Source organism: Tatumella terrea, from assembly GCF_039523755.1.
GTDB classification, from domain to species: domain Bacteria; phylum Pseudomonadota; class Gammaproteobacteria; order Enterobacterales; family Enterobacteriaceae; genus Tatumella; species Tatumella terrea.
In genome coordinates, this window is the sequence record NZ_BAAAFX010000010.1 from 316,391 (window position 1) to 340,996 (window position 24,606).

Genomic DNA, 24,606 nt, shown 5'->3' on the forward strand with positions numbered 1-24,606 from the left:
ACGGATTCCTTTCTGCAGATATTTGACAGATTTTAGATTAACATTTGTACAGGCAGGAGGCTAATATGTTTCTGGTTCTGCCTTCAGGCAGGTTTACCGGCCAACTGATATCCGGTGTGTTTGACAGATCTGTTGCCTGAATTGCCTGAATATATTTCATCCATGCCGTAAGCGAAGTTTTATCCACCTTTGTGAATCGCCACGGGTTTAACAGACACCCCGGAGTCATTTAAGATGACTTAAATAGAGGTGCCCATGAGCGGTAAGCGTTATCGCGAAGGGTTTAAAATTGAAGCAGTCAAACAGGTTGTTGATCGCGGTCATTCTGTTTCCAGCGTTGCTACACGTCTCGATATCACCACCCACAGCCTTTACGCCTGGATAAAGAAGTACGGTCCGGACTCATCCACTCATAAAGAACAGTCAGATGCTCTGGCCGGGATCCGCCGTCTCCAGAAAGAGCTGAAGCGGGTTACCGACGAACGGGACATATTAAAAAAGCCGTTGCAGATTCAATTGGTCAACGCAACAGTCATGTTAAAACATGGGGTTGCGGAGGATTTTTGAATGAGACGAACATTTACAGCAAAGGAAAAAGTATCTGTTTTTGAACTGTGGAAGAACGGAACAGGCTTCAGTGAAATAGCTAATATCCTGGGTTCAAAACCAGGAACAATCTTCACTATGTTAAGAGATACTGGCGGCATAAAACCAAATGAACGCAAGCCAGCTGTAGCTCACCTGACACTGTCTGAGCGCGAAGAAATACGAGCCGGTTTGTCAGCCAAAATTAGCATTCGTGCGATAGCTACGGCACTAAATCGTAGTCCTTCCACGATCTAACAACACTGGAGCAGATCATTGAATGGAAAGGGAAATCCGTATAAATTCGGTGTGACAATGGTCCAGAGTATGCAGGTAATACACTTATGATATGGGCGAAACAACAGGATATCCGGCTCAACTTTATTCAGCCTGGAAAACCTTAGCAGAATGCTTATATTGAGCGTGATCACCTGACATTACGCTATGACTGGCTGGATCAGCACCTGTTTTCGTCATTAAATGAATTGCAGAAATATGCGACAAAATGGCAATATTTTTATAATCACCAACGACCGAATATGGCACTGAATGGATTTACACCGATGCAGCATATTAAGCGTATGGCCTGATTTTACTTATCACCTCCGTTTAAAAATGGGGGGGTTACCGTGTCGCAAAAGTGTTGCCTCATTTTTCCACGGCGTACAAAATCAACGCTGAGCAGAACTTTAGCATTTGTATGATTCAGTGATGCGTCGGGCTACTATGAATGGTTTAAGAACGAGCTCATAGAAATGTTGAATGGACAACGGCTGGCAGGGTTACTATTGAATTAGTTAGTACCCATAAGGAAAACCACCAAATTTATCTCAATTTTAAAAGGATTTTAAATTGGATAGCTATCAGGAAATCGCAAGGCGTATAGCCAAAATTATACTGTCGCCAGATTCGGCCATAGGCGTTATTGACGGTGTTTTGTCAGTATCTAAAGATATGGGCTATCTGGCGTTTGGCTTTATAGATACTGATACCCGATATCAACGCGAAACTGAAAAGATAAGGATGTTAACAGCTATAAAGCATGGGCTGTTAGATCACCATAATTTCATCAAGACAATCGAAACTGTTCTCAACAACTTCAATAAATTTGTTCCCGAAACCAGGCAAAACGCTATATACAGTAAGATAATTGCCTCTGTTGCTGGCCGCACCATCACTAACTCTATGATTGCTGGCAGGATTGCCACCGCCATTGCGCAACGCAGCTCATTTCTTATAACTCTTCGCGGTGGCATCATTGGTAACTCATTACTGATCGGTGGCATGGTTGAAAGGTGCATTTATACATCTCAACGTCTTCAACAATACAACCCTGATATTTATCACGCCCTGCGCTACCGAAATTATGATTTACTCTACTTTCTTGTTGAGCCAGCCTTAAACCCATTCGTTGAAGCACTTAAAGTAAAAAACACTCAGGGCCAGCCTGCATTTGAAAAAATTCTTAGTATGGTTGAGAAAGAGATCAATGCGAAAAGATAACCCTCAAAAACTCAGTATAGGCAAGCGTATCTTATTTACTCTTATTGAGACTTCAGGTGCAGTGATTGGTGGATTGTTCGTCGTACTCTGCTGCTACTGGTTCTTTCATTATGATACATGGCATGAACGCCTTATCGCTATAGGTCTATCCGTATTGGTTGTTTTTGTGATTGGCAAAATTTTACCAGAACGGCCAAATCAATAGGTTTATCTTACCCCATTTGATCTTACTCCTGACGGCATTATAGGTGTCACGCTTTTCAGTTTAACACTCCGACCATTCCTGCCGTCAGGTGCCGCAACTCGTGATTTTTCACATTTTACATCCCGACATTGTAAGTATACCTGTATTAGTTCCAGACACTTTTTTAGGTTTCCGGTTTTACAGCCATCAACAGGTATTCTTCCGGCGTAAGGTTATTCAGAGATTCATGAGGTCGTTCACGGTTATATTCCGCCAGCCAGCGGTCTGTTTCTCCCGTACTTCATTCAGTGTTCTGAACAGATAAAATGCAGTATTTCAGTCCTGTATGTCCGGTTAAATCATTCAATAAAAGCATTCCGGGTGGGTTTTCCGGGCTGAATGAACTCTGGCTGTACACCATGATCTTCAGCCCACTGAGCCAGTGTCAGTGAGATAAATTCCGGCCCGTGATACCTATTGAGTGCATCCGGCTGGTATTTAAGTCAGCTATTTTCTACAACTTGTAATGTCCGTGTCTGTCACAAGTGGAGAAAATCAATGAACACTTTAGTTAGTAACATCGGTGTGTCGGGGACTCTGATTGCCCTGGATATCGCTAAAAAACATCACGATGCAAAAATTCGGCACCCGGATGGACGAACATCCTATCTGCGTATTGAAAATACCCTGGAAGGATTCAACCGACTGCTTGCGCTCACCGCTTCACCCCATGAAGATATTATCGCTGCATTTGAACCTACAGCTGATTATCACCGTAACATCGCATGGTGGTTACATAAGCAGGGAGTTCAGTGCCATCTTGTTTCCTCTGTCAGATGTGCGCGAGCTCGTGAGATGCTGTTTAGGACCTGGGATAAAAATGATCGCAAAGATGCCAGTGTCATTATGTATTTGCTCGAACAAGGATTATCTTCACCATTTTATGATCCTCTGGCGAATGGCATTATCGATATACAGGAGATATCAAATACATACCATCAGGTTACTCTGGCACGAACACGATGTCTGAACAGCCTGGTTAACCACTATCTGACCCTTTATTTTCCCGAAGCTGAGCAGTTTCTGCATATGTCCCGGGCAGAGTGGTTCTGCCAGTTTTTACTTCAATTCCCTACACCGTCTTGTATCACGTCACTTAACCGGGATGTGTTTGTAAAACAGTCATGGGATGTTGTTGGGCGGAAACAGTATAAACAGCAATTTCTAGAACATCTCTATGATGTTGCAGCGAATTCCATTGCATTACCGTTACCAGATGATTCTCTGGCAGTGGCCACGTTCAGATTACAGCTTCATCGATATATCGAACTTTCGGCCCAACGATTACAACTTGAGAAACAAGCAGAAAAATATTTGCAGGAACGAAGTGACTACCAGCATTTACGTACGATCCCGGGGATTGGACCTGTAATTGCCCTTATGGTTATTGCTGAAAGTGGTGATTTGACACGTTTCGCTCATTATCGGCAGTACCTCAACTTTTGTGGTTTTAATCTCTCGGCCATTCAGAGCGGGCAAAAGCACAGTGGTTACAGATTATCAAAACGTAGAAATGCGCGGTTAAGATATGCCTTCTGGCTTGCCGCCACAGTAGCAGTAAGAACGAGGGAAAACAGTTTCCGGTACAAATATGAACGCTATCTTCGGGAAAATGGAGACAAGCCTGATCAGAAAAGAAAAGCCATGACGGCTGTGGCAACAAAAGTCGCCAGAGTGGCGCATGCAATTGTAAAGCAGAATATTGATTATAAAGGGTATTATGAAATAAGCCATGGGACGTGATTCAACGGGCCGTAAGGCGCATCGCGACCATTAGATAATGCATCAACGTCCATGGTTTCCCAAAAATGCTGTGTTAAGTCCTGTCGGGCCATTTCGGACCCTTGTATGTCATGGTAAGCATATTTATAAGCCGAAAGGAAATGTGGGCAGTATCGGATATTAAAATGAACTATCGTCTTTGTATTAGATGGTAGTATCCCTTCGTGTAAAATAGTTGACTCAGACGGTAGTCCGTTATCCATCCTCCGTTTCAGCGGATAACCACGCGTAGTTACGATTCGATCCACTACTCTGATGACCCGCTGAGCAGGAATATCCAGGTCAATCTCTACGGCCAGTGCCTCACGGTTAAAATCATCCAGCATATTGAATGTCCGGAAACGTCTGCCACTGACCAGAGCATCGTGCATAAAATCAACCGGCCAGCTCTGGTTTATTGCCTTTGGTGTCACCAGACGGGCCGGATTACGTACCGGCAAACGTTGCTTTCCTTTACGTCTGAAATTACGGCCTCGCGGCAGACATCCTTCACCGTCCGGTCGGCTTAAACAGACTTCAGAACGGCGATAATCTGGTGTTCAGTAAACCGGGCTTTACGCATAGCGATCTCCTTCGGGGAACATATTCAGTATGTCGGAAGATCTCTAAAAGTGAACGGTTCTTTTTGCAGGGATGCTTACAAAATGGTGGTGGATTTTGATAATCCCATTTTTTAACGTATAAAAAATCCTGCTTATGGCGGGGATTCAGCGGGGATCTATCAGAACATAATGACTGCAGGCTGCCGGGCGAAATGCGGGGGAGAGGGATAAGTGCTACCGGAGTAACGATAATGCACCCGATCGTTTCCATTGTCATAAACGTACAACAGCAGTTGATATTCTGGCATTGATGGTAATGCTCGTTGATATTCCCGTCAGATAGCGGCTTGTTCGCGCATGCGCGATATGATGGCTCTTAGGATAACGAAAAATACCTCAGCTTTTCATTATCCATTGATGAATCCAGTATGATCATAAACCCACTCTCATGAATTTATTTTATTTACCCTTCGGTTTCGGGCTGTACTTAACCTGAGGCTCTTATCCCGTTGTAAAACCGCTATTGTTCAGAATGTGAGTTACCTTACTGATTCACCAGGACTGCCTGACTATGATACGCTTAAAGTCCGGCATACGTAGCGTGCGTACCGTGGCGAAAGTCATTTATCCGGCTAACTCCGGGGTCGTAAGAAGCGTATTTTTCGGTGAGTGCTTGCAAGTGCCTATTAATCAGGACTGGCTCAGGCCTGGCATAACGAACCCGCGCGATAAAGGTTAATCATTGATAAAGAAATAGGGGTATTTTTCACCACTTAAGTTAGCAAGGAGAGCGATAATGGGCACACAGGAAAATGACTCACGAAAACTGACGCCAGGTGAAATAAGCCTTGCACAAGTTGTCTTCAAAAACTCAGTGAATTACTCTGACATCAAGGTCCACAAAGGCAGTTACTTACCGTTTAATCTGCAAAATGAAAATACTGCCATGACGCCTAATGGTGATATTTATTTTATGCCGACGCATTACCGGACGGATTTTTCACAGGCAATCCCATCCTATCAGCACTGGTTTATCCATGAGATGACCCACGTATGGTAATATCAATTGGGCCTTAATGTCAGAATGCGTGGCATAATAAGTTGGGCGGCAGCTTATCATTATTCATTAGCCGGCAATAAATTGATTTCCGATTACAATATGGAAGCGCAGGCAAGCCTGATTGCTGATTATTTTTGGTTATTAAAATTTGGTCTTAGTGGATTTGATAAAGTCTCAAATTTTCAAGGTGTCAGAGGGCAAAACCTACTTAAAAGCTATGAGTGGGTTTTACGCGGCTTCCTGAAGAAACCTTCAGCAAAAGGGAATTTCCCATGATAAAAATATTCCTGCTATCAGGAGTTTTACTGATAAGTGGTTGCCACCTTGAAAAACCTTATATTAGCCCGTTGGGTGTCGCTATTCAGGATAACGCACCTTGTTTCTTTGTTCCCTCTGAGAGAGTTAAAAGTCTTCGATTAGCAGAAAACCGGGGGATCTATGTTTCCAGAAAAACAGCACAACATTGGGTGTTTTTTTGGGATTCTCCGCAACAAGCCACACTGCCGGGGATTGTTGAAGGGGAGTGCCTCTCGTACCCTCAGATTAAATGGCAGGAAGGGACCTATTCCGTCTTAATGAGCGCCTCCTCTGATAATGATTCAGAGAGATACCGACTGGAGAAAACTTTTAACCTGCAGAAGGATAATCAGGGTAATTTCTTAATCAGGGAGGCTCCGTGATCTTCTGATTAAAAAGAGAAAACACCTTTGGCGTACCATCATATTTATTCCGGATACCCGGTCCGGTCAATATCCTGTGCCACCGTGGTATCCACCGCATTTAGCGCCAGGCAGTATTTACCCGGTCATTCAGGCGGGTCTGATTATGATCGCTGATGGTACCGGACAGTCTAAGTATCCCTGTAAAAAATATTCACTTCAGGATCTTCCGGCATACTGAATTTGTTCCCTGACCGTGTTCGTTATGCGTAACGCCCGCTTTAACGGATACCAGATTATCAGGCCTCCTGAAGTCAGTTGAAGCCAGTTGCACCATGAAATATGTCTGTTGCGAGGCCGCAATTCCCTAAGCCAGTTGTTACAACCGGAAGTCTGGCTATGGCGGGATAGCGGTTTCTGATAACAGGAAATCGCAGAGCACAGGCTGAGAGAATATAACAGCCAGCAACCTGATGAATCCTTTTAATGGGAGCCGGGTGGGCTCAAAGCCATGCCGGAACGTCTCAACCCGAGTGGGGACGATGGTATCAAAATCCACCTTATGGTGATGATCCAACCGAACAGCGCTTTATCAGAGAAGGAATTGAGTATGCGCGTCAGCAGGGTTATTAAAGGGTTACATTGTCTTGTGACCCTGATGCTTTTATTGCTGGTCATATTTTTTATCTCTGTTAATCACACGGATACTCCCCGCACAGGCGATGAGTTGCAACACAGATATAAAATTAATGATTCCCTGTGGCTTTACACCACCATTAACCGTGAGGGGAATGCGACCGTTCCCATGATTTATCGTTTTTATTTATTCGGGGAGATTACCGGAAATAATGATGTTGTGATTAATACTCTAAAAAATACGATGCCGTTTCTGGCAGGGAACGGCAGTATCAGTAAGATAACTTCCGATGGAAAGGAACATATCAGCATCATCTATAGCGGAAAAGTTTACTCGCTCAGTGATACTACCAGCTATTCAATTGACGACCGCCAGGCTGATATCCATATTTCTTACACGATTAACTAATTCCTCACAGAGCACGTTATTCAACGCCGCCGGCACTGAACGTCTGATTTACGTCCGGCGGCGTATTGTCTTTCTGAAAAGTCGTTTCTGCGATTAGCTTACGGCGCTCCCGCGAATATTCTCCGGTCTTTTGTGGACTGAACCTGTCCAGTATTCAGTCCAGGGCTGATCCGGTCTACCGGCCGTTCCCTTTCCCTATTATTTCGCTCCTGGTCACCTGCTGTAGAAAATGATGACTTGAAATGAAAATTGTTATGCTGCCGACAAATCAGTCAATCCCACGGTTACTCTTCACTCCCGGTGGCGTATTCTGCACCCAGGGTTACCCAGGGATAAATACTGACAGGGAATTTACTCATATGACAGGACGCTCCCATTCCCCCGGGATTTTGCATTCCGATCGCCTTTCCTCTTCGGTCGGTACATGTGGCACCAATGCACCCGCAGAGGTAAAAAAAATCCAGCAACTCATTTCCGGTGCGGGTTACAGGCAGAGTACCGGGAGAACTTTGAAGATTAACGGACAGTGTGGACAAGCCACGATAGAGGGTAAGGACGCATTAGCATCATTTATCCTGTCTATACCCCAATACAGGATTTATGAAGATAACAGGAAAAGAGTAAGGTATCTAAAATGAAAAATTATACTGTTACCTTGCTGATAGCTTCCTTAATACTTCCTCTCTCTGGAAAAGCCAATATTTCCTGGGGGGAAGAGTGGGAAATTTGCTTTAAAAATGAAAAAGTCCTACCGCTGGGCTACGAATGCCTTTCTGATAAAAAAGAAACCAGTGAAAAACAACTTGATTCATTAATCGCTAAGTCGGTAAAGAATATAAAAATTAATTTTATTGGTGCATTCAATGGTAAAGAGGACGCTACCGAAACCTACGGCGATGTGTACAGCACCCGTTTTCTGAAGTCACAAGATGCATGGAAACAATATCGTAAGGAATTTTGCCTTGCAGTGGCGTCACAAATCAATGAGGATGCCTATGATTATCAGGCAAACATTGATCAGTGTGAAATAAACCTCAACAAACGACATACAGAAGAAATTAGCCTGTTGGGGCTTCCCCCGGGCCGTTGAGTAAATCACACCTTCGTTTTTGGTCGTTAGCAGATCTCTCTGGCAAAGATACTTCAGGTCAATCATACCTCCGTTATCAGTTAATTGTCGGCAAGGAAAACTCCGGATTATGAATCAGGCGGACGCTGTAAAACAGTTGATTAAAAAGTACTTTTGGGAAATGCAGGAAGAGGCTTCACTGAGTACCGGTGCGGAATCTGTACTCCCCGAAGATGCTTCAGATTTTTTTAATGAATACTTTGCATTGCTGAATATCGATCCCTCCGGATTTAATTTCCGTAAATATTTCCCAAATGAAGGTATCAGGTTTCTGCCAAACAGAATTCTTCCTGAGTATCTGAAGACTGATTATCATCAGCCTGCACCGTTAACGGTCAGTATGCTTATTGCCTCAGCAGAAGCCGGATGCTGGCTGGGGGGGGGGGAGAGTGACCCGAGCTCTATGGCGGACATCAGCCCGTCTTAGATTAATTCGGTTTAACCGGTCTTGCGGGAGGCAGTATCACGGAAGCGTAGCGTATTTAACGTCTGAATGTATGAGTGAATCACGGGCACACGATTTTAATATACAGAGGCTTTCCGGCTACCGGGAAAACCAGCTGGAAGGTGAATAAACTCAGTTAAAAAGAGTTAAAGAAATTTCACCTCGCACGCTCAATAGATAACAAAAAATATGAACTTAATGAGGTATGAAGACCAGCGTAAAAGATTGAGGTATCTGCAATGAGGACATTTTTTTGTTTTGCAGTAGCTGTTTTTTTTATCCTGCCACTGCCAGGTATCGCTGCTTTATCTGAAAGCCCTGAGGCGAGAGAATGCTTCAAAAAATATAATATTCCTGCAAAACAGGATGAATGTCTGTCGAAGGCCAGAATGGATAGCGAAACAGATCTGGATGCTCTTATCTCTGAGACGGTTAAACGGATAAAAGCCAATAATATAGGGTGGTTTAACGGTAAGGAAAATGCCAGTGTGACTTCCGGCGATATCTACAGCAGAAGATTTATGAAAGCACAGACACTATGGAAGCACTACCGGCAGGAACTTTGCCTTGCCGTTGCCACTGAACTTGATGAAGAGGCTTATGATTATCAGTCATTTATTGATCAGTGCGAGATAAACCTCAACAGACGACACAAGGAAGACATTAATCTGCTTGGGCTTCCCCGGGTCGTTGAGTAAATCGCACCTTCGTTTTTGGGCGTTAGCAGATATCTCTGCCAAAGATACTCGCCCGTTTTCTCAGGTCAAACGCTTTGAACCGCTATAGATTCAGGGTACGGCATCGGGAAAAAGCTGTGCAGGGCCGGTGATATCTTCCGGCCCCTGTACGCAGAGGCTGACACCTTATTGACGGCGTCTCTGAATGAAAAGGGCTGACAGGTCCTCCGTGGCCGGGTCAGACAGTCACATGTACCTGCGGGATACGCTGACCATTAAACCGTCCTCCTGCCGCTCTTTCCAGCTGAGCAGCCAGTTGCAGAAGCTGACCATCGTTGGCTTGCCGGGTCTGGAAATGCATTCCCAATGGGATCCCTGAGGTTTGCCAGGCCAGTGGCACAGAGATACCGGGAGTCCCGGTGAGACTGGCGAGCGGAGTATAGGAGAAAAGCTCCCATAAGCTGTAGAACCAGTCCATAACATCCGGGTTGTCACTGAGGGTCAGATAGCGTTTATCCCCGGTCAGAGGTGTCGGTGCAGAAAACGAAGGCGTCAGGATCATATCCCACTGTTCATAAAATGCCCCTAACTGGCGGGATGTGCTGTTAAAAACATCCTGCATCAGCCAGCGCTCGCTGTAGGACATATCCCGTCCCTTTAACCATATTTTACGATTGATCGGCTCAACCAGATCTTCAGGCGGTTCAGTCAGTCCCCTTTTTTCGAGCTGACGCTGAATAAACTGCGCAAAGTTACTGATATAACAGGTGGTCTGAGCGGCAAAAGCCGCTTCAAAATCAATGTCCGGGGTTCGCCATTCGACATAATGCCCAAGTTCTTCCAGCAGACGGACCGTACGTTCCAGCTCTGTCACAAAATGCGGGTCAGCGTGGTAGTTACCCCATTCATGGGATACCGCAATTTTTAACCGGGGAGGATCACGCTTCACAAGTTCTGTGTATGATCCTTCAGCCTTCCAGTAGGGCATAAATTCACCTGGCGCTCCGCCACGACAACTATCGATAAATAATGCGCTGTCCCGTACCGAACGGCTGACACAGCCCTGGGTCGAAACATAGCCGGTGATATCCGACAATGCCGGTGCAATTGACAGCACGCCGCGGCTGCTTTTCAGACCCACTAATCCCTGCGCACCCGCAGGAATACGGATAGAACCCCCGCCATCGGTGGCATGAGCGAGCGGAAGTACGCCTGCCGCGACCGATGCCACTGCTCCGGCAGAAGATCCAAACGAGGTATAGTCAGTATTCCAGGGGTTACGTACCACATAAATCTCAGGGTTTTCGGCCGAACTTGCGACACCAAATTCCGGTGTGGCAGAGCGCCCGATGATATTCAGCCCTGATTGCCGGATTTTAGTGGTCAGAAAGGCATCGCTGGTCTGGCGAAAACCTTTAAAAAACTTAGACCCCTGTTCCTGTAACCGTCCTTTTACTCCCGGGCCGAGGTCTTTAATCAGCAACGGAACACCGGCAAAAGGGCCTTGTGCGTTGGTCCCTTCCGCAAAGGGTGCGTTAATGGCATCCTCAAAAAGCTCAACCACGGCGTTGAGTGACGGGTTCACTTTTTCTGTCGCCAGCTTTGCCTGACCGGCAATTTCTGCAGCGGTGACTTCACCGTGTTTAATTAAGTCTGCCAGTGCTGTGGCATCACATGTCGCCCATTCATCCCAGGTCATCACTTGTTTCATTGATAGCTTCCTTCTGCCTTTGGCCGGTTCAGGTGTTTAATGTCAGCATGGCTGTGCGGGGGGCCTTCACTTTGAGTAATGCCGCGGAAAGAATACACACCAGGTTAGCCGCGATCAGGTAATATCCGGGAGACACCGGGTTGCCGGTAGCCTTGATTATCCATGAAAAAACGAACTGTGCCGTTCCGCCAAATAATGTAATCCCGAAGGCATAGGCAATCGAAAATCCGGTCGAGCGAATAGATTTAGGGAAATTCTCGCACAGGGTGACTAATACCCCGGAACCACTGATACATTGCAGCGCCGAAAACAGGACAATGACGGCGAAAAAAACATATTCATTCCGGTAGGTAGTAATAATTTCCAGGCCTGGCATAAATAAAATCAGCAGAATAATACGCGGTGCAATAATAGTGATTTTACGGCCGTAACGATCGGCCATCCAGCCGCCAGCCAGGGAGAAGAGCACGACGCAAATACCAATCAGGATCGTAGAACTCATGGCGATACCGGAAGAAAAATGAAGGTCATTCATGGCATAGGTTGTCATATAAATCAGGAAGTACTGAGTGATGGTACTGCCTGACAACATGAAAATTCCGGAGATAATCAAACCACGATGCTGAGTAAAGACATCAGTTAATAAATAGCGGGTATTCTTTTTGACCGCTTCCGCTTTATTTTCTAAGGTATCATGGAGGTTACGACGGATATAAATCGCGACCGGAAGGATCGTCAGCCCAAAAATAAACGGGATACGCCAGCCCCAGTCGGCTAACTGTGATGGTGTTAATGTCCGCGTCAGAAGATAACCAATTAATCCGGCCGTTATCCCGGCCATACCCTGCGCAACAATCTGCCAGCTCGCATAAAATGCCCGTTTTCCCGCGGGTGCCGATTCCAGAATATAGGTCGTCGCCGGTCCTGCTTCGCCTCCCCAGGCCAGCCCCTGTATCATACGAACGATGACCAGTAATACGGGGGCAGCCAGACCTATACTTTGATAAGAGGGAAGGAATGCCATACCTCCGGTTCCCAGCGCCATCAGTATCATGGTTAAAAACATTGCCGGTTTACGACCCGCTCTGTCGGCATAACTGCCGATAAATATTGCCCCCAGAGGGCGGACGATAAAACCTATACCGAAGACGGCGACGGATAATAAGAGACTGATAACAGGGCTATGTGAAGGGAAAAAAGCGTTGCCGATCAAAACAGCAAACGTTGCGTAGGCACTGAAGTCAAAAAACTCGACCGCTGCACCTAATGTCACCGCGAAAACTTCATTACGGGAGGGTCTTTTTTCCCGGGGATCAGTGTTGGTAGTTATCGACATTATTTTATACTCCCGCAGTAGTGATCGGTCGCCGGCTCTGACTGGCTGGCACAAAATGCTGTTTCAGCAAATGTTGAGGTGATACTGATTTAACGTGATAAAACTCCCGGCAGGCGAATTATCCGAAATATTTAATGAGAAAAAAGATATAACAAACCCGTTATGGATTAACCAGTATAAATATCTGTGCACAGTACAAACAAAATCTGGACACTCTTTATCAGGTTAATTTCTTATGACCTGTCGTGACATAAATAATGTTTAAAGAGGGGGTCAATCACTGCCTGCGATGAATTGTCGCGCAACTTAGCGTTTTTATTAACGTCACTGCGCAGAGTCTTATTTTAAAACGAGGCAATGATGATTCATAAGTAAATGCAATTTGAAACTCTGCCGGGAATGTATTATCAACGAGTCAGCTCAGGAAAAATATCACGGAGAGTGAATGCAGCTCAGGGCATTAAGGTATTTCAATCAGGTAGCACAATCTTCCTCTCTGCGGGATGCGGCTGAAAAACTGTTTGTGACGCCTACCGCTGTCACCCGGCAGATTGAACTGCTTGAGCATTACTATGGTGCCTCGCTGATTGAGCGAAGTCCGCGCGGTATTCGTCTTACGGCGGAAGGAGAGCACCTGGCCCTCGCCGTACAGTCCTGTCTGCGTGAACTGGAGGGGGTGAAAGATAAAATATCCTCGGCTCAGAGTCAGGTCTCTGGCAAGGTAAGAATTTCCTGTGCAGAAAGCCTGATATCATCACTGATTATCCCCGCCATCGAATGTTTTCGTCTCAGACATCCTGATGTCAGGTTCGAAATTGATATCGGCAGTGCCCCCCGGGTCGCGGAAGCATTGGTTGGCGACAGGGCCGATGTCGCCGTCAGCTTTTATATGCCAGCGCTCTCCGGACTGAATGTCACCCACAGTTGCTCAGTGCAGCATCAGGTATTGATGTCGCCCACTCATCCTTTATCCGGGTCTTCCGGTCTGACACTGAGAGAGATCGCCGGTTTTCCGATAGCCGCTCCGGCCAGCGGATTCGCCGTCAGGCAATCGCTGGAAACCGCCGCTAAACGCGAGGGTATTCTTCTGGATATACGTTTTGTCACGTCTTCCATAGAAATTCAGAAGCAACTTTGCAGACAGGGGCTGGCACTGATTATCTTACCGAAGATGACGCTGGCAGAAAAAGAACCGCCGGAAGATTTAGTGGCCATTCCGCTTAATGACCCCCTGATGGGAATTGTACGCATCGATCTGGGGTTACCGGCTCAGCGAACGTTAAGCCGTGCAGTAAAGTTATTCCATGAAACCCTGGGGCAATATATTGAAGCGCAGCTCAGTCCGGCGCTAACATGCTGACGAAGCCGACTCGCCGATGCTCCCTCCCGCCACAGAGGCTCTGTATCAGCAGGATCACTGAGGTCACAGGGCCGTCACCTTCGCACAGAGTGCACGGCCATTGTATGCCATCGCCAGTAATTACCGCAGGGTCAGTCGAAAGCATTCAGGCGCGGTCCGTTGCTGACCGGACTGACGATAATGAAAAATGGCTTATCCCCGGCGGGCATGACCGGTGCTTTCCTGCCGGACTCAGATTGCTTAAGGCACAGGATGTTGTCTTCTTTCCGGGGGGCTGGATAGCTCAGGTTTTCTCTTTTGTGATTTCTCCGTTTTCAGTCATATGATAGACACTCCCACGGGCGATAAATATTATATTTCCGTTGCGGCCTGTTTGTACGGAGAAGACTCTGTTTTTATCTATACAGTTTTCAGGCGGAACCTTATCTTTAAAGCACAGTCTGTCATATTTCCCTTCCTGTTTATAACCGTCGCCAAACAACCAGAATGTCAGATAGAAAGAACCGTCTTTATCCGGGTGGGGAAGGTGATATTTTTTTCGATGTCGTTTTTATTTTCCAGCCACCAGGTTATTTTCCCCTGATCGGTATACGGAAATTTTTTGACCAGGATATCACTGAAGCCGCTGCTTCTGTGATGGATGGCGACGATCTCTGCCGGACGTAATACGACCCGGAGCGTGCAGGCCAGTAACAGGAAAACGACGAAAGTAAGAACCAGTAATATTATCTTATTTTTAAATGTCATCACGGGACCCGGAAATTTATATAACAGAATTCATCTGTGTGATAAAGGGTTTAAAACCGAACGCTTTATACCGCTGGAGGACAAAACCAACCTGAAAAAGCAGCAGCTGGCTGTGTGTTCAAAGTAAAATCATACCAGAAGGTCAGGAGACTTACCCGGGGTGTTTTAACCGGAGGGTTTTCATAGTTAATAAAGTGTGTTAATGATTTTTTAATCAGATGGATAATGCATCGCGTAGATATCCGGATTTTATTCTTAGGATTTTCAGCATTTTTCAGTGCTGATGTTTTTTACATTATTTATAAAAAACACCGGTGTTATATGAAAATTATTTCATGATTCACCAGGCGTTTTTAATAAGAGGTGCGACCTTTTATATTGAAGTGATTGAAATATTCTTATGCCCATAAAAAGACGATTGGCTGTTTCTATTCCTGTCCGGGTATTAAACCTGTCTCTGACGATAAAATATATTTTTATTTATCACGGGGATCCTCATTCAGGTGAGGGGGCATTATAAAATTAGGGTAATATCTGATGCTGTCTTGCCCTGAGTGTTCCTGCTGTTCAGCGTTTTATCGTGAACAGAATCAATACTATTGCACGTCCGGAGGATAATCTCTGGTGAATCGCGAAAAGACTGATGAATACAGGGCGTTGATTGTGAATAATCTGCCCGCGGTCACTACATCAGGGATGACTGTGGATTACTCAGATGAAGAGGTGCTGCAGGACACCATTGAATGGGAAGATATCGCTGACTTAATCGGCGCCCTGTCAGCTATGTCAGCTCAGTCGGGGCTAAATTTGAAACTTTCCTGAGAGGTCATTATTTCCCCCGGAAACCTGAAGTTTTTTTATAAAAGTCCCGCGGACAAAACACCATTAACTTTAAGCCTGTTGACTGATTCGGCGAAAGCCGGGCATGGCTTTACCGCTAAGCCCTTTACTGAAGATAACCGCTTTGGGGTGAGTTCCGATCGTGGCGCATTCACACCGCGATATCACGGCCAATAAAATGGTTTATCGGGCCATGACCCTGTCCGTGTTGCGGCGCGGTCAGGATAGCCTGATGAACAAAATATTTTGCCCGCGCAACGCACTCCGGAAGCGGCAGGCCCCTGGCGAGCAATGCACACAGGGCGGCAGAGAAACTGCAGCCGGTTCCGTGCGTATGCGGGGTCTGAATTCGGGGGGAGGTGAGCCAGCCCTCATCCTGCGGACTGCAGAAAAAGTCTGCGGCATCGTCTTCCTCACTGTGCCCTCCTTTCAGCACGACACTGAAGGCACCCATCCTGCATAGCTCGCGTGCAGCCTTCACCCTCCGTTCACGGCTTTGCAGTGGGTAACCCACCAGTGCTTCGGCTTCCGGAATATTCGGCGTGATCACACAGGCCTGTGGCAGCAATAAACGGCGCAGACTGTCGAGGGCGCTTTCCTGCAACAGCGGCGTTCCGCCTTTCGCCACCATCACCGGATCAATGATTAATCCGGGCAGCCGGTGTTGTTTAATCTTTTCTGCGACACAAGCAATAATATCGCTGTCCGCCAGCATGCCTGTTTTCACCGCTGACAGGGTAAAATCCATAGCGACGGCATCGATCTGAGCGGCAATCAGAGACAGCGGCATGACCTGAACCGCCCGGACGCCCAGCGTATTCTGTGCTGTGACAGCCGTAATCGCCGTGGTACCGAATACCCCGAATTCCTGCATTGTCTTAATATCTGCCTGAATGCCTGCACCCCCGCCACTGTCAGAGCCTGCGATGGTTAATGCCTGTGGATGTGTCATGCTGCCTCCCTGAGTCCTGTGGTCTTATCTGCACACAGAGTAAAATGCTGCACCCGAAAGGGCAGACATCGGTAGTTAAGAGGGGAGCCTGACAGGGATAGCACGGGCATGTACGTCCGCGGCCGGCAGGAAAGACAGAGAAAAGAAGGCATTACCGCAACCTTTGCGGACAGGTCATTCGTTCGTCTTCCTACGCCAGTATCAACCGGATCAGGTTCTAAGGGTCGCTATACCTTGCTGATAGCCTCTCAGTCTCTCTGGCGAGACTCCCCCGACATATCCGTTATTAAAGGGGGAGAGGGCGGTGAATGTCAATATTACGCAGGTCCGGGTTGAACAGCGCTGGAGCAACGGTGATGAAGAGGAGGGATCCTGTGACGTTAACGGCGTCTGTTCCTGAGATTGTGTGTACAGGCTGAATTTATCACCCGCCACACCCACACCCACACCCAAACCCAAACCCGGACCCGGACCCGGACCTACCACAATACCGGCGGTCTGTTATTGCACGCACGCGATGGGGCACGGTTCAGTCATGGTGTAATTTCGTGGCAGTGATCGTGTGGTCAGCCATATGTGCTCATCCATTCCACGACTGCGGGCAGCGGAAAAGCGTGCAGCCGCCCGCCAGACGGTTCAATGCTGAATCTGTCAGTGACTGGGGGTGCAGAGAAACTACTGTGTTACGGGATGGTAATTTTTACCCAAATCTCTGCATTTCAGGATTAACTAATGTAAAGCTGTGTAAATATCCCGAAGAAGCCGTCTTTTCGGGGGGGATCTGTTTATATCCTGCAATTTTTTGAGGTATATATTTCAGACCCTCGGCTGAATTGAGAAAATTACACGATGACTCCCCCTGCCACCCGTAAAATTCTGACCTGCCTGTTACTGATGACCCTTGCGGGGTGTTCTTCCCATTCCCGTAATACCGAAGACAAGGGGGAAACTCTCGCTCAGGAAAATCAGCAATCGGATCTGATTAACGTTCTCGCTGCGCTGCACGACCAGATGCATTCCTGGGAAGGGACGAAATATCAGTGGGGCGGCACTCAGCTCACCGGCGTCGATTGTTCGGGCTTTGTCTGGCGAACCTTAAAAGACCGTTTCAACATCCCGATGGACCGGGTCACCACCAAACAATTGATCCATATGGGGGAACCGGTGGATCAGGCCCATTTACTGCCGGGCGATTTAGTCTTCTTCCGCATCAGAAATGAACTGCATGTCGGCTTTTACGATACTAATCGTCAGTTCCTGCATGCCTCCGTCAGCCGCGGTGTTATGCGGTCATCGCTGAATAATCCTTACTGGAAATCGGTCTACCTGGAAGCCAGACGTTTACCGCGTGAATATAACGCACAGATTACCTTTAATACTTCGAAAGGGGTTGGCTGAGCCCTCGCTTAGCGCGGTGCGTTGTAAGAGGCCCCGCCGGAAAGGCTCTGCATGACGACACTATTCGCCCCCGGCATTGCGTTTATCCATACATTATCTTTTCTGCACGGATTTCACTCTGTTGCGGTAATCCGCAGCGCACTGCATTCCCTGTCTCCCGCCCCTGCCCGCAAAGTGTTACGCGGCTCACGTTACGGGTAACAATGTCCTCTGAAACATTCTCTTAATCGATATACATCACAGATTTAACATCCAAATGCCGTTCTGATAAGCGCCTGCATCTGTGCGTTTTAAGAGGACGATTATGAGTACCCTTACAGACTCTTGCATGATCAATGGCAAACATCAGGTTGAGGTCGTGAGCAAAGACGTCAGCTATCAGGGACAGGGTACCCTGGTACGCATTACCCGTGGCGGGATCTGTGGTTCGGATCTGCACTATTACCAGCACGGTAAAGTCGGTAATTTCGAGGTCAGAATGCCGATGGTGCTCGGTCATGAAGTGGTGGGCTATGTGGTGAAAAGCGATGACCCGTCCTTACAGGCAGGGCAGAAAGTCGCGATTAATCCGGCGGCCTCCTGCGGGGAGTGTAAATATTGCCGTTCCGGCGAAGATAACCAGTGTACCGGCATGCGCTTTTTTGGCAGTGCCATGTATTACCCGCATGTGGATGGCGGCTTCAGCCAGTATAAAGTGGTGGAAACCCGTCAGTGTGTCCCCTTTGAGGCCGGGGCCGACGAGAAGGTGATGGTGTTTGCCGAACCGCTGGCAGTATGTATTCATGCCACCCATCAGGCCGGCGAGTTGCAGGGCAAAAAGTGTTTATTTCCGGTGTCGGGCCGATAGGTTGCCTGATTGCCGCCGCGGTCAGGGCCAGAGGGGCCGCAGAGGTGGTCTGTACGGATGTCAGTGAACGATCACTGGCAATGGCGGAAGCGATGGGGGCAACCACGACGATAGAGGCGGCCAGGGGGGATTTTTCCCCTTATCTGGCGGAGAAAGGGTATTTCGATGTCTCCTTCGAAGCCTCCGGTCATCCTTCCTCCCTGAACCGTTGTCTGGAGGTGACCCGGGCGAAAGGAACTCTTGTGCAGGTAGGGATGGGCGGCAATATCCCGGAATTTCCGATCATGCAGCTGATTTCCAAAGAGATCGTCTTAACCGGTTCTTTCCGTTTTACCACCGAATTCGCGACCGCAGTGGAATGGCTGGGCAAGGGGGTGATCGATCCGCTGCCTCTGTTCAGCGGGGAATATGACTATCATGAGATCGACGCTGCGCTGAATTTCGCGGGCGATAAGCAAAAGGCAGCAAAAGTGCAGTTGACGTTCTAAGTCCGTCATCTGAGGCTCGGGGCTTATCTGCAAAAACCCCGCCTCAGGCAACGGGATGGCGATATTACCGGGTGGTTTACACCGTGTTTTCAGAGGGCTGCATTATGCCGATTACTATAATAGCGCTGGGAGTCGTACTCCTGCTGGTACTGATGATTGTCTTTAAAGCCAATGGCTTTATCGCATTAGTTTTCGTCTCTGCCGTGGTGGGGATTGCGGAAGGTATGACGCCGCTGGCGGTTATCGCATCCATACAGAAGGGGATCGGCGGTACGCTGGGCAGTCTGGCGATGATACTGGGCTTCGGTGCCATGCTGGGCAAACTGGTGTCAGATACCGGGGCCGCCCAGCGGGTGGCAACCACGCTGATCAATGCCTTTGGTAAACAGCGGGTGCAATGGGCGCTGATGGTGACCGGCCTGATCGTCGGCCTGGCCATGTTCTATGAAATCGGCTTTGTTCTGCTGTTACCGCTGGTCTTTACGGTGGTAGCAGCGGCCGGAATGCCACTGTTATATGTCGGTGTGCCTATGGTAGCCGCGCTTTCTGTGACGCACTGCTTTCTGCCGCCGCATCCGGGGCCGACGGCTATCGCCACTATTTTCGGGGCTAACCTCGGGACGACACTGCTATACGGAATAGTGATCACTATTCCGACAGTGATCATCGCCGGGCCGTTGTTCTCCCGGTTCCTGAAAAACTTCGAAAAAGAACCGCCGGAAGGGCTATATAACCCGAAAATCTTCGCTGAGCATGAAATGCCGGGCTTCGGGATCAGTATTTTTGCGGCCATTATTCCGGTGATCCTGATGGCAGTGGCGGCGGTGTTCGAACTGACCCTGCCGAAAGAGAATACAGTACGGCAGTTTTTTGAATTTATCGGTAACCCTGCCGTGGCTCTGTTTATCTCGGTAGTGATCGCCGTCTTTACCCTGGGGCTGCGCAACGGGCGTAAAGCGGAAGATGTGATGGAGATGTGCAGTTCGTCGATTGCCTCCATCGCCATGATTGTTTTTATTATCGCCGGCGGCGGGGCATTTAAGCAGGTGCTGGTCGACAGCGGTGTCGGGGAATACATTGCCGGTATGATGAAAGGCTCCTCCCTGTCTCCTCTGCTGATGTGCTGGACGGTGGCTGCCATGCTGCGTGTCGCGCTGGGTTCCGCGACCGTGGCGGCGATCACCACCGCAGGGATTGTCACGCCGATTATCGCAGTAACACATGCGGATCCGGCGCTGATGGTGCTGGCGGTCGGGTCAGGCAGTGTCATTGCCTCTCATGTGAATGATCCCGGGTTCTGGTTATTCAAAGGGTATTTTAATCTGAGTGTGACCGAAACGCTGAGAACCTGGACGGTGATGGAAACGCTGATCTCTGTGCTGGGGCTGGCCGGTGTGCTGATCCTGGATACGATTATCTACTGACCGGTGTGAAACCGGCGGCTCTGCTGCCGGAAAGGACTGCGGGTTGGGTCAAAAAAAGGCGGGGGCACATTACAGGACGTGCTCCCGCCGGTTTGTCAGCGGTTCATCCAGGCCCGGGATAGCGGGCTATCCGGACCTCAGGATGATTTTCTGAGACGTGAGATCCTCAGGGTAAGAATTTAACGTCTGTCGGGCTGCCGATCTGTACGCTGATCCCGGTATATTTCAGTGAGCCGTCCTTCGCATCACGATAGAGTTCCACCACATTGTTGGAATAGACATTGGCGACCAGCATATATTGCCCGCTCTTATCAAAGGCAAAAGCACGGGGTTCAATGCCCCCGGCAAGGTAGGCTTTGCCTTCCCCCAGCTTCCCTGTCTTTTTATCGACCGGGAAGGCCACTATCTCATTACGGTTCCGGCGGTTACCGGCATACAGGAACTTGCCGTCCGGGCTGAACAGAATACCTGCTCCGCTCTTATCTTCTTCTGACTGGCTGCCGGTCAGGTTCGCGGTCTGGACTTCGGTAAGGCCCTGTTCACCTATCCGGTAAACGTGGATCTGTGCACCCATCTCGGTCACGATATAAGCGAATTTTCCGTCAGGGGAAAATGTCATATGACGGGGACCGGCTCCGGCCGGGAAATGGACATCGGCAGCCGTATCCGCCACAAACGGTGTCTTGCTGTCAGGCTGATAACGGTAAGCATGTACAGTATCGGCACCGAGGTCGGCGACAAATAACCGTTTACCGTCCGGGGTGATATTGACCGAGTGCGCATGGCCGCTGTCCTGGCGTCCGGTAACCACTCCTGAGCCTTTTTCAAACGGAACATGCTGGACAGCCTCGCCCAGTTTCCCCTGTGCTTCTATCGGGAACAGAATAAATCCGGCATTTTTCTTCGTAGCTGAATAGTTAGCCGCCAGCAGATATTTGCCGTCCGGCGTCAGCGTCGCATGCGTCGGATGTTCACCCTGACTGCTGACCGCATTAATGACTTTCAGCTTCCCTTCAGTCGTCACTTTAAGCGCAGTCACTTCGCCATTCTCACTTTCGTTGGTGGTGTAGGCGTACTTGTGGTCACGGCTGAACACAATCCATGACGGGTTCGCCAGTTCAATCACATCCAGCGGTAACAGTGTTCCGTCGGGGTTCAGATGTAAACGGTAGATCCCTTCACTGGGATACACGGCTTTCTGTGCGAGGGGGTTGGTGGTCTGACCGGTCCAGCTGCCAATCAATACGGTTTGTGGTTGCACGCGATTATGCTCCGGAAGTAAAGGATGACTCTCCTGAGCATAAGCGATATTCGTTGCTAAAAACAGGGCGACCGACGACATCCTGAACGCTTTGGAAACAACATTTTTTACCGCATTTCTCATTAATAACAACCTCTTAAATCACCAATGAAATCAGATATCCCGAACAGGGAGGGCAGAGTATCTGCAATGGCCGGCAGGGCCGGGGTCTGTGCCCGTCATAGGGGATGACCCCGATGTTCGCCGGTTGCAGAAGATCTCTTATAAAATATTTCAAAATGAAAATAAATGTTAATTTTAGTGTGGGTATTCTGCTGCCGTGGTGAGCGGTGGAATATTCGGCAGGGGATCTGCGTGTTGCACAACCCCTGCCAACCCGGCGTCAGGCTCCCGAAACCCGGGGCAGGATCGGTTCAGTAACTCATGGGTAACAGGCTGTTTTCACCGATTATCGGGGATGATGGCTGCACATATGACACCTTTGGCAGCGTAAGGTTTTTTTAATGTGTTTTATTCTTTATGGCTGGCGGCCTGACAGGAGCACGGTATTTTGTGGCGTATCTTCCCCGGAAGATGTCAGGGGCAGGCTGACGTTCCTCGTATTCTGCCGGTGGGTTTTCAGACAACCCGCAATGTCTGACTGACAGCATTACGGGCGGCTCGCACTCTGCAGGGCGGCCTGATCGTTGCTTAGCGGGTATGCCACAGGGGAGCCAGCGCCGGAACACAGGGAGCTCACAGAAAAATTAAGGCAGTCTGCCGCCGTCAGCGCTTTGCCCGGGACAGATGGCCGGGAGGTATTTGCGTGAAGAATTAAGGCGGGCTGAACAATCTTTTACGGGCACGGCGAGGTAATTCATTAACACTGCTAATATTATTTCGCAGGCCTGACCCTGTTACGTCGTGGGCCCGACTTTGTATCTGCTGATCTGCGGATGCAGATTTACAGCGGCGGAGGCGGAGAATATGCTGAAAAGGTATTTATCTATCGTCGTCAGGCGCGGCAGGGTGTCACCGGTATCGCCCGGGACCATATCGCGCAGTGCTTCATCATCGTCAGACGAGGGATAGCCCCTCCGGGCGGTACATGCGCCTGCTTTATCCGTTGTCACAGGCGGCAGAGTACGATGATACCTTCATGCCCTTTCTCAGCGTTACGGTTCCGGCAGAGGGAGGGCGCTACCAGCCTGATATGAAGCCCGGCGCCGCCGGGGGGCAGCCGTTTCTGTGGCAAATCAATACACCTCACTCAGCGGCGGTTACCGTCCGGGTGAGTATCCTGACGTTCCGTCATTATTCAGCCAGGGCAGGAGTGACAAATGAATAAATTCGCAGGCGCACTACTGATATCGTCAATGAGCCTGATTGCGATAACACAGCATGCCGGGGCGGCATCCTTATCACCGAATGGCGTGTTACTGGAAAAAAGTCCTCTGCCTGCCGATCATGGCTTGCAGGAAGCTTCTGAACAGTATCTGATCCATTACACGTCGGTCAGCGGGGTCGACGGAAAAACCCGGCGTGAAGATACCGGGGCGGTATTTTTACCGAAAGGCCCGGCCCCTCGCGGGGGCTGGCCGGTGGTGGTCTGGGCCCACGGAACCGTCGGAGTGGCTACCCAATGCGCCCCGTCACTGAACCCCCGTTCCTCACGTGACCAGCAGTACCTGAATACCTGGCTATCGCTGGGGTTTGCGGTGGTTGCCCCGGACTATGCAGGGCTGGGATCCCGCGGACTGCATCATTATCTGAACGCACGTGCAGAGGCCTGGAGTGTGCTGGACAGCATTACGGCCGCACTGAAAAGCTTCCCGCTAAGTAATAAAATTATTATTGTCGGCCAGTCACAGGGGGCACATGCGGCATTTGCGGCGTCCGGTTATCAGCCAGCGTATGCGCCGTCACTGCATGTACTGGGCACCGTGCTGACCGGGACCCCTTATATCAACGCCTCGACCTCTGTGAATGCTATCTTCAAACCGGACCAGGGGATCACCGGCGGCGACCCGAAAATGCCCTATGCCTATTATATTTTCCTGTCGGCAGCCGATGAAAATAAGTCGCTGAAGGCTGAAGACTATTTCCGTCAGGAGGCGATTGCGGATGTCAGGCTGGCAAGCCGCCTTTGCATTACCCCGTTAACCCAGCATGTGATGGAGAAAGGGCTGAACGGAAGCAACAGTTTCCTGCCGGGATTCCAGAAACTGCTGGACACGCAGTTACCCTCTCTGCGCTATAACACCCTGAAAATTAACCATCCGGTGTTTATCGGTATCGGTCTGAAAGACATCAATGTGCCGACGGCCATGCAACAGCAGTTTGCCCGGGATGTTAAAGCCGCGGGTACGCCGGTAGAAATAAAAGAGTATGCGGGCATGAACCATGGTGACACGGTGAATGTTTCACTGAGGGATTCTGTGCCCTTTGTCATCAAACTGATGGCATCTGCGGACTAAGGTGAGCTATCTGACATTTTATAACTGAGTATTATTGGTGGTGTGATTTTTAATTTATAGACAGAGGGCAGAAGTGACAGGGTTGTTGGCTGCCTGATAATTAAACAAAGGTAGT

Annotated in this window: 21 protein-coding genes, 8 pseudogenes and 1 riboswitch; of the genes and pseudogenes, 19 read left to right on the forward strand and 10 right to left on the reverse strand. The window is 48.8% G+C overall.

Features of this window, described 5'->3' with window-relative positions; genetic code table 11:
* Positions 1 to 37: 37 nt before the first annotated feature.
* Complete coding sequence (locus tag ABD035_RS06555) at positions 38 to 229, reverse strand: tail fiber assembly protein (RefSeq protein ID WP_425579711.1); 192 nt, start codon at positions 227 to 229, stop codon at positions 38 to 40.
* Between the two features lie 26 nt (positions 230 to 255).
* On the opposite strand from ABD035_RS06555, the pseudogene ABD035_RS06560 reads away from it, so the two are divergent.
* The 4 genes and pseudogenes from ABD035_RS06560 to ABD035_RS06575 all read left to right on the forward strand — a co-directional run.
* A pseudogene (locus ABD035_RS06560) lies at positions 256 to 501 on the forward strand (transposase); the annotation flags it as partial.
* A gap of 66 nt (positions 502 to 567) precedes the next feature.
* Positions 568 to 840, forward strand: a pseudogene (locus tag ABD035_RS06565) (helix-turn-helix domain-containing protein); the annotation flags it as partial.
* 8 nt (positions 841 to 848) lie between these two features.
* Positions 849 to 1,175 (forward strand): annotated as a pseudogene (locus ABD035_RS06570) (integrase core domain-containing protein); the annotation flags it as partial.
* Between the two features lie 262 nt (positions 1,176 to 1,437).
* Positions 1,438 to 2,088 carry a hypothetical protein gene (locus ABD035_RS06575; protein ID WP_343868692.1) on the forward strand — a complete coding sequence of 217 codons (651 nt, stop codon included), beginning with the start codon at positions 1,438 to 1,440 and terminating at the stop codon, positions 2,086 to 2,088.
* A 368-nt stretch (positions 2,089 to 2,456) separates the two neighbouring features.
* On the opposite strand, the pseudogene ABD035_RS06580 reads toward ABD035_RS06575, so the two are convergent.
* Positions 2,457 to 2,745: pseudogene (locus tag ABD035_RS06580) on the reverse strand (integrase core domain-containing protein); the annotation flags it as partial.
* An 85-nt stretch (positions 2,746 to 2,830) separates the two neighbouring features.
* Between ABD035_RS06580 and ABD035_RS06585 the strand changes: the two are divergent.
* The gene (locus ABD035_RS06585; protein WP_343868694.1) at positions 2,831 to 4,075 is read left to right on the forward strand and encodes an IS110 family RNA-guided transposase; all 1,245 of its coding nucleotides are present in this window, start codon (positions 2,831 to 2,833) and stop codon (positions 4,073 to 4,075) included.
* Between the two features lie 230 nt (positions 4,076 to 4,305).
* Here ABD035_RS06585 and ABD035_RS06590 read toward each other — a convergent pair.
* Both ABD035_RS06590 and ABD035_RS06595 read right to left on the reverse strand, forming a co-directional pair.
* A pseudogene (locus tag ABD035_RS06590) lies at positions 4,306 to 4,581 on the reverse strand (DDE-type integrase/transposase/recombinase); the annotation flags it as partial.
* 292 nt (positions 4,582 to 4,873) lie between these two features.
* Positions 4,874 to 5,049, reverse strand: a pseudogene (locus tag ABD035_RS06595) (ogr/Delta-like zinc finger family protein); the annotation flags it as partial.
* A 403-nt stretch (positions 5,050 to 5,452) separates the two neighbouring features.
* On the opposite strand from ABD035_RS06595, the gene ABD035_RS06600 reads away from it, so the two are divergent.
* The 7 genes from ABD035_RS06600 (at position 5,453) to ABD035_RS06630 (ending at position 9,692) form a co-directional block, all read left to right on the forward strand.
* On the forward strand, positions 5,453 to 5,716 hold the full coding sequence (locus tag ABD035_RS06600) for a hypothetical protein (protein WP_343868696.1): 264 nt from the start codon (positions 5,453 to 5,455) through the stop codon (positions 5,714 to 5,716).
* A gap of 6 nt (positions 5,717 to 5,722) precedes the next feature.
* Complete coding sequence (locus tag ABD035_RS06605) at positions 5,723 to 5,992, forward strand: hypothetical protein (RefSeq protein ID WP_343868699.1); 270 nt, start codon at positions 5,723 to 5,725, stop codon at positions 5,990 to 5,992.
* A complete protein-coding gene (locus ABD035_RS06610; protein WP_343868701.1) occupies positions 5,989 to 6,396 on the forward strand; it encodes a putative T6SS immunity periplasmic lipoprotein in 408 nt (135 codons plus the stop codon). Before ABD035_RS06605 ends, ABD035_RS06610 begins: the two co-directional genes overlap by 4 nt.
* A 490-nt stretch (positions 6,397 to 6,886) precedes the next feature.
* Positions 6,887 to 7,420: a hypothetical protein gene (locus ABD035_RS06615; RefSeq protein ID WP_343868703.1), complete on the forward strand. Its 534-nt coding sequence runs from the start codon at positions 6,887 to 6,889 to the stop codon at positions 7,418 to 7,420.
* 634 nt (positions 7,421 to 8,054) lie between these two features.
* Entirely contained in the window at positions 8,055 to 8,510 is a 456-nt protein-coding gene (locus ABD035_RS06620; protein WP_343868705.1) for a lysozyme inhibitor LprI family protein, read from the forward strand.
* A 109-nt stretch (positions 8,511 to 8,619) separates the two neighbouring features.
* Positions 8,620 to 8,976, forward strand: a complete 357-nt coding sequence (locus ABD035_RS06625) for a DUF1493 family protein (RefSeq protein ID WP_343868707.1) — start codon at positions 8,620 to 8,622, stop codon at positions 8,974 to 8,976.
* Positions 8,977 to 9,233: 257 nt separating this feature from the next.
* Entirely contained in the window at positions 9,234 to 9,692 is a 459-nt protein-coding gene (locus tag ABD035_RS06630; protein WP_343868709.1) for a DUF1311 domain-containing protein, read from the forward strand.
* A gap of 217 nt (positions 9,693 to 9,909) precedes the next feature.
* Here the strand turns inward: ABD035_RS06630 and ABD035_RS06635 are convergent, their stop codons facing one another.
* A complete protein-coding gene (locus ABD035_RS06635) occupies positions 9,910 to 11,382 on the reverse strand; it encodes an amidase (protein WP_343868712.1) in 1,473 nt (490 codons plus the stop codon).
* Positions 11,383 to 11,410: 28 nt separating this feature from the next.
* Positions 11,411 to 12,718: an MFS transporter gene (locus ABD035_RS06640; RefSeq protein ID WP_343868714.1), complete on the reverse strand. Its 1,308-nt coding sequence runs from the start codon at positions 12,716 to 12,718 to the stop codon at positions 11,411 to 11,413.
* 445 nt (positions 12,719 to 13,163) lie between these two features.
* On the opposite strand from ABD035_RS06640, the gene ABD035_RS06645 reads away from it, so the two are divergent.
* Positions 13,164 to 14,078 (forward strand): LysR family transcriptional regulator, encoded by a 915-nt coding sequence (locus tag ABD035_RS06645; RefSeq protein ID WP_212713800.1) that lies wholly within the window; start codon positions 13,164 to 13,166, stop codon positions 14,076 to 14,078.
* Between the two features lie 283 nt (positions 14,079 to 14,361).
* On the opposite strand, the pseudogene ABD035_RS17640 reads toward ABD035_RS06645, so the two are convergent.
* Both ABD035_RS17640 and ABD035_RS17645 read right to left on the reverse strand, forming a co-directional pair.
* Positions 14,362 to 14,825: pseudogene (locus ABD035_RS17640) on the reverse strand (DUF943 family protein).
* Positions 14,826 to 14,841: 16 nt separating this feature from the next.
* A complete protein-coding gene (locus tag ABD035_RS17645) occupies positions 14,842 to 14,931 on the reverse strand; it encodes a DUF3289 family protein (RefSeq protein WP_425579713.1) in 90 nt (29 codons plus the stop codon).
* 518 nt (positions 14,932 to 15,449) lie between these two features.
* On the opposite strand from ABD035_RS17645, the gene ABD035_RS06660 reads away from it, so the two are divergent.
* Positions 15,450 to 15,647: a hypothetical protein gene (locus ABD035_RS06660; RefSeq protein ID WP_343868722.1), complete on the forward strand. Its 198-nt coding sequence runs from the start codon at positions 15,450 to 15,452 to the stop codon at positions 15,645 to 15,647.
* Between the two features lie 169 nt (positions 15,648 to 15,816).
* On the opposite strand, the gene thiD is transcribed toward ABD035_RS06660, so the two are convergent.
* Positions 15,817 to 16,617, reverse strand: a complete 801-nt coding sequence (gene thiD, locus ABD035_RS06665; protein WP_343868726.1) for a bifunctional hydroxymethylpyrimidine kinase/phosphomethylpyrimidine kinase — start codon at positions 16,615 to 16,617, stop codon at positions 15,817 to 15,819.
* A gap of 170 nt (positions 16,618 to 16,787) precedes the next feature.
* Positions 16,788 to 16,900, reverse strand: a riboswitch (TPP riboswitch).
* Positions 16,901 to 17,466: 566 nt separating this feature from the next.
* Here thiD and ABD035_RS06670 point away from each other — a divergent pair.
* The 3 genes and pseudogenes from ABD035_RS06670 (at position 17,467) to ABD035_RS06680 (ending at position 20,774) form a co-directional block, all read left to right on the forward strand.
* Positions 17,467 to 18,015: an NlpC/P60 family protein gene (locus ABD035_RS06670; RefSeq protein WP_343868728.1), complete on the forward strand. Its 549-nt coding sequence runs from the start codon at positions 17,467 to 17,469 to the stop codon at positions 18,013 to 18,015.
* 304 nt (positions 18,016 to 18,319) lie between these two features.
* Positions 18,320 to 19,350: pseudogene (idnD, locus tag ABD035_RS06675) on the forward strand (L-idonate 5-dehydrogenase).
* 104 nt (positions 19,351 to 19,454) lie between these two features.
* A complete protein-coding gene (locus ABD035_RS06680) occupies positions 19,455 to 20,774 on the forward strand; it encodes a gluconate:H+ symporter (protein ID WP_343868731.1) in 1,320 nt (439 codons plus the stop codon).
* A 166-nt stretch (positions 20,775 to 20,940) separates the two neighbouring features.
* Here the strand turns inward: ABD035_RS06680 and ABD035_RS06685 are convergent, their stop codons facing one another.
* The gene (locus tag ABD035_RS06685; RefSeq protein ID WP_212715001.1) at positions 20,941 to 22,158 is read right to left on the reverse strand and encodes a lactonase family protein; all 1,218 of its coding nucleotides are present in this window, start codon (positions 22,156 to 22,158) and stop codon (positions 20,941 to 20,943) included.
* A gap of 964 nt (positions 22,159 to 23,122) precedes the next feature.
* Between ABD035_RS06685 and ABD035_RS06690 the strand changes: the two genes are divergently transcribed.
* Both ABD035_RS06690 and ABD035_RS06695 read left to right on the forward strand, forming a co-directional pair.
* On the forward strand, positions 23,123 to 23,362 hold the full coding sequence (locus ABD035_RS06690) for a hypothetical protein (RefSeq protein ID WP_343868735.1): 240 nt from the start codon (positions 23,123 to 23,125) through the stop codon (positions 23,360 to 23,362).
* Positions 23,355 to 24,491, forward strand: a complete 1,137-nt coding sequence (locus ABD035_RS06695; protein WP_343868737.1) for an alpha/beta hydrolase — start codon at positions 23,355 to 23,357, stop codon at positions 24,489 to 24,491. Before ABD035_RS06690 ends, ABD035_RS06695 begins: the two co-directional genes overlap by 8 nt.
* Positions 24,492 to 24,606 lie beyond the last annotated feature (115 nt).

Excerpts from the sequence above, each read along its gene's own strand:
- ABD035_RS06555 (WP_425579711.1), bottom strand. The coding sequence starts at position 229 with ATGACTCCGGGGTGTCTGTTAAACCCGTGGCGATTCACAAAGGTGGAT.
- ABD035_RS06585 (WP_343868694.1), top strand. The coding sequence starts at position 2,831 with ATGAACACTTTAGTTAGTAACATCGGTGTGTCGGGGACTCTGATTGCC.
- ABD035_RS06600 (WP_343868696.1), top strand. The coding sequence starts at position 5,453 with ATGGGCACACAGGAAAATGACTCACGAAAACTGACGCCAGGTGAAATA.
- ABD035_RS06610 (WP_343868701.1), top strand. The coding sequence starts at position 5,989 with ATGATAAAAATATTCCTGCTATCAGGAGTTTTACTGATAAGTGGTTGC.
- ABD035_RS06615 (WP_343868703.1), top strand. The coding sequence starts at position 6,887 with ATGCCGGAACGTCTCAACCCGAGTGGGGACGATGGTATCAAAATCCAC.
- ABD035_RS06620 (WP_343868705.1), top strand. The coding sequence starts at position 8,055 with ATGAAAAATTATACTGTTACCTTGCTGATAGCTTCCTTAATACTTCCT.
- ABD035_RS06625 (WP_343868707.1), top strand. The coding sequence starts at position 8,620 with ATGAATCAGGCGGACGCTGTAAAACAGTTGATTAAAAAGTACTTTTGG.
- ABD035_RS06630 (WP_343868709.1), top strand. The coding sequence starts at position 9,234 with ATGAGGACATTTTTTTGTTTTGCAGTAGCTGTTTTTTTTATCCTGCCA.
- ABD035_RS06635 (WP_343868712.1), bottom strand. The coding sequence starts at position 11,382 with ATGAAACAAGTGATGACCTGGGATGAATGGGCGACATGTGATGCCACA.
- ABD035_RS06640 (WP_343868714.1), bottom strand. The coding sequence starts at position 12,718 with ATGTCGATAACTACCAACACTGATCCCCGGGAAAAAAGACCCTCCCGT.
- ABD035_RS06645 (WP_212713800.1), top strand. The coding sequence starts at position 13,164 with ATGCAGCTCAGGGCATTAAGGTATTTCAATCAGGTAGCACAATCTTCC.
- thiD (WP_343868726.1), bottom strand. The coding sequence starts at position 16,617 with ATGACACATCCACAGGCATTAACCATCGCAGGCTCTGACAGTGGCGGG.
- ABD035_RS06670 (WP_343868728.1), top strand. The coding sequence starts at position 17,467 with ATGACTCCCCCTGCCACCCGTAAAATTCTGACCTGCCTGTTACTGATG.
- ABD035_RS06680 (WP_343868731.1), top strand. The coding sequence starts at position 19,455 with ATGCCGATTACTATAATAGCGCTGGGAGTCGTACTCCTGCTGGTACTG.
- ABD035_RS06685 (WP_212715001.1), bottom strand. The coding sequence starts at position 22,158 with ATGAGAAATGCGGTAAAAAATGTTGTTTCCAAAGCGTTCAGGATGTCG.
- ABD035_RS06690 (WP_343868735.1), top strand. The coding sequence starts at position 23,123 with ATGCGCCTGCTTTATCCGTTGTCACAGGCGGCAGAGTACGATGATACC.
- ABD035_RS06695 (WP_343868737.1), top strand. The coding sequence starts at position 23,355 with ATGAATAAATTCGCAGGCGCACTACTGATATCGTCAATGAGCCTGATT.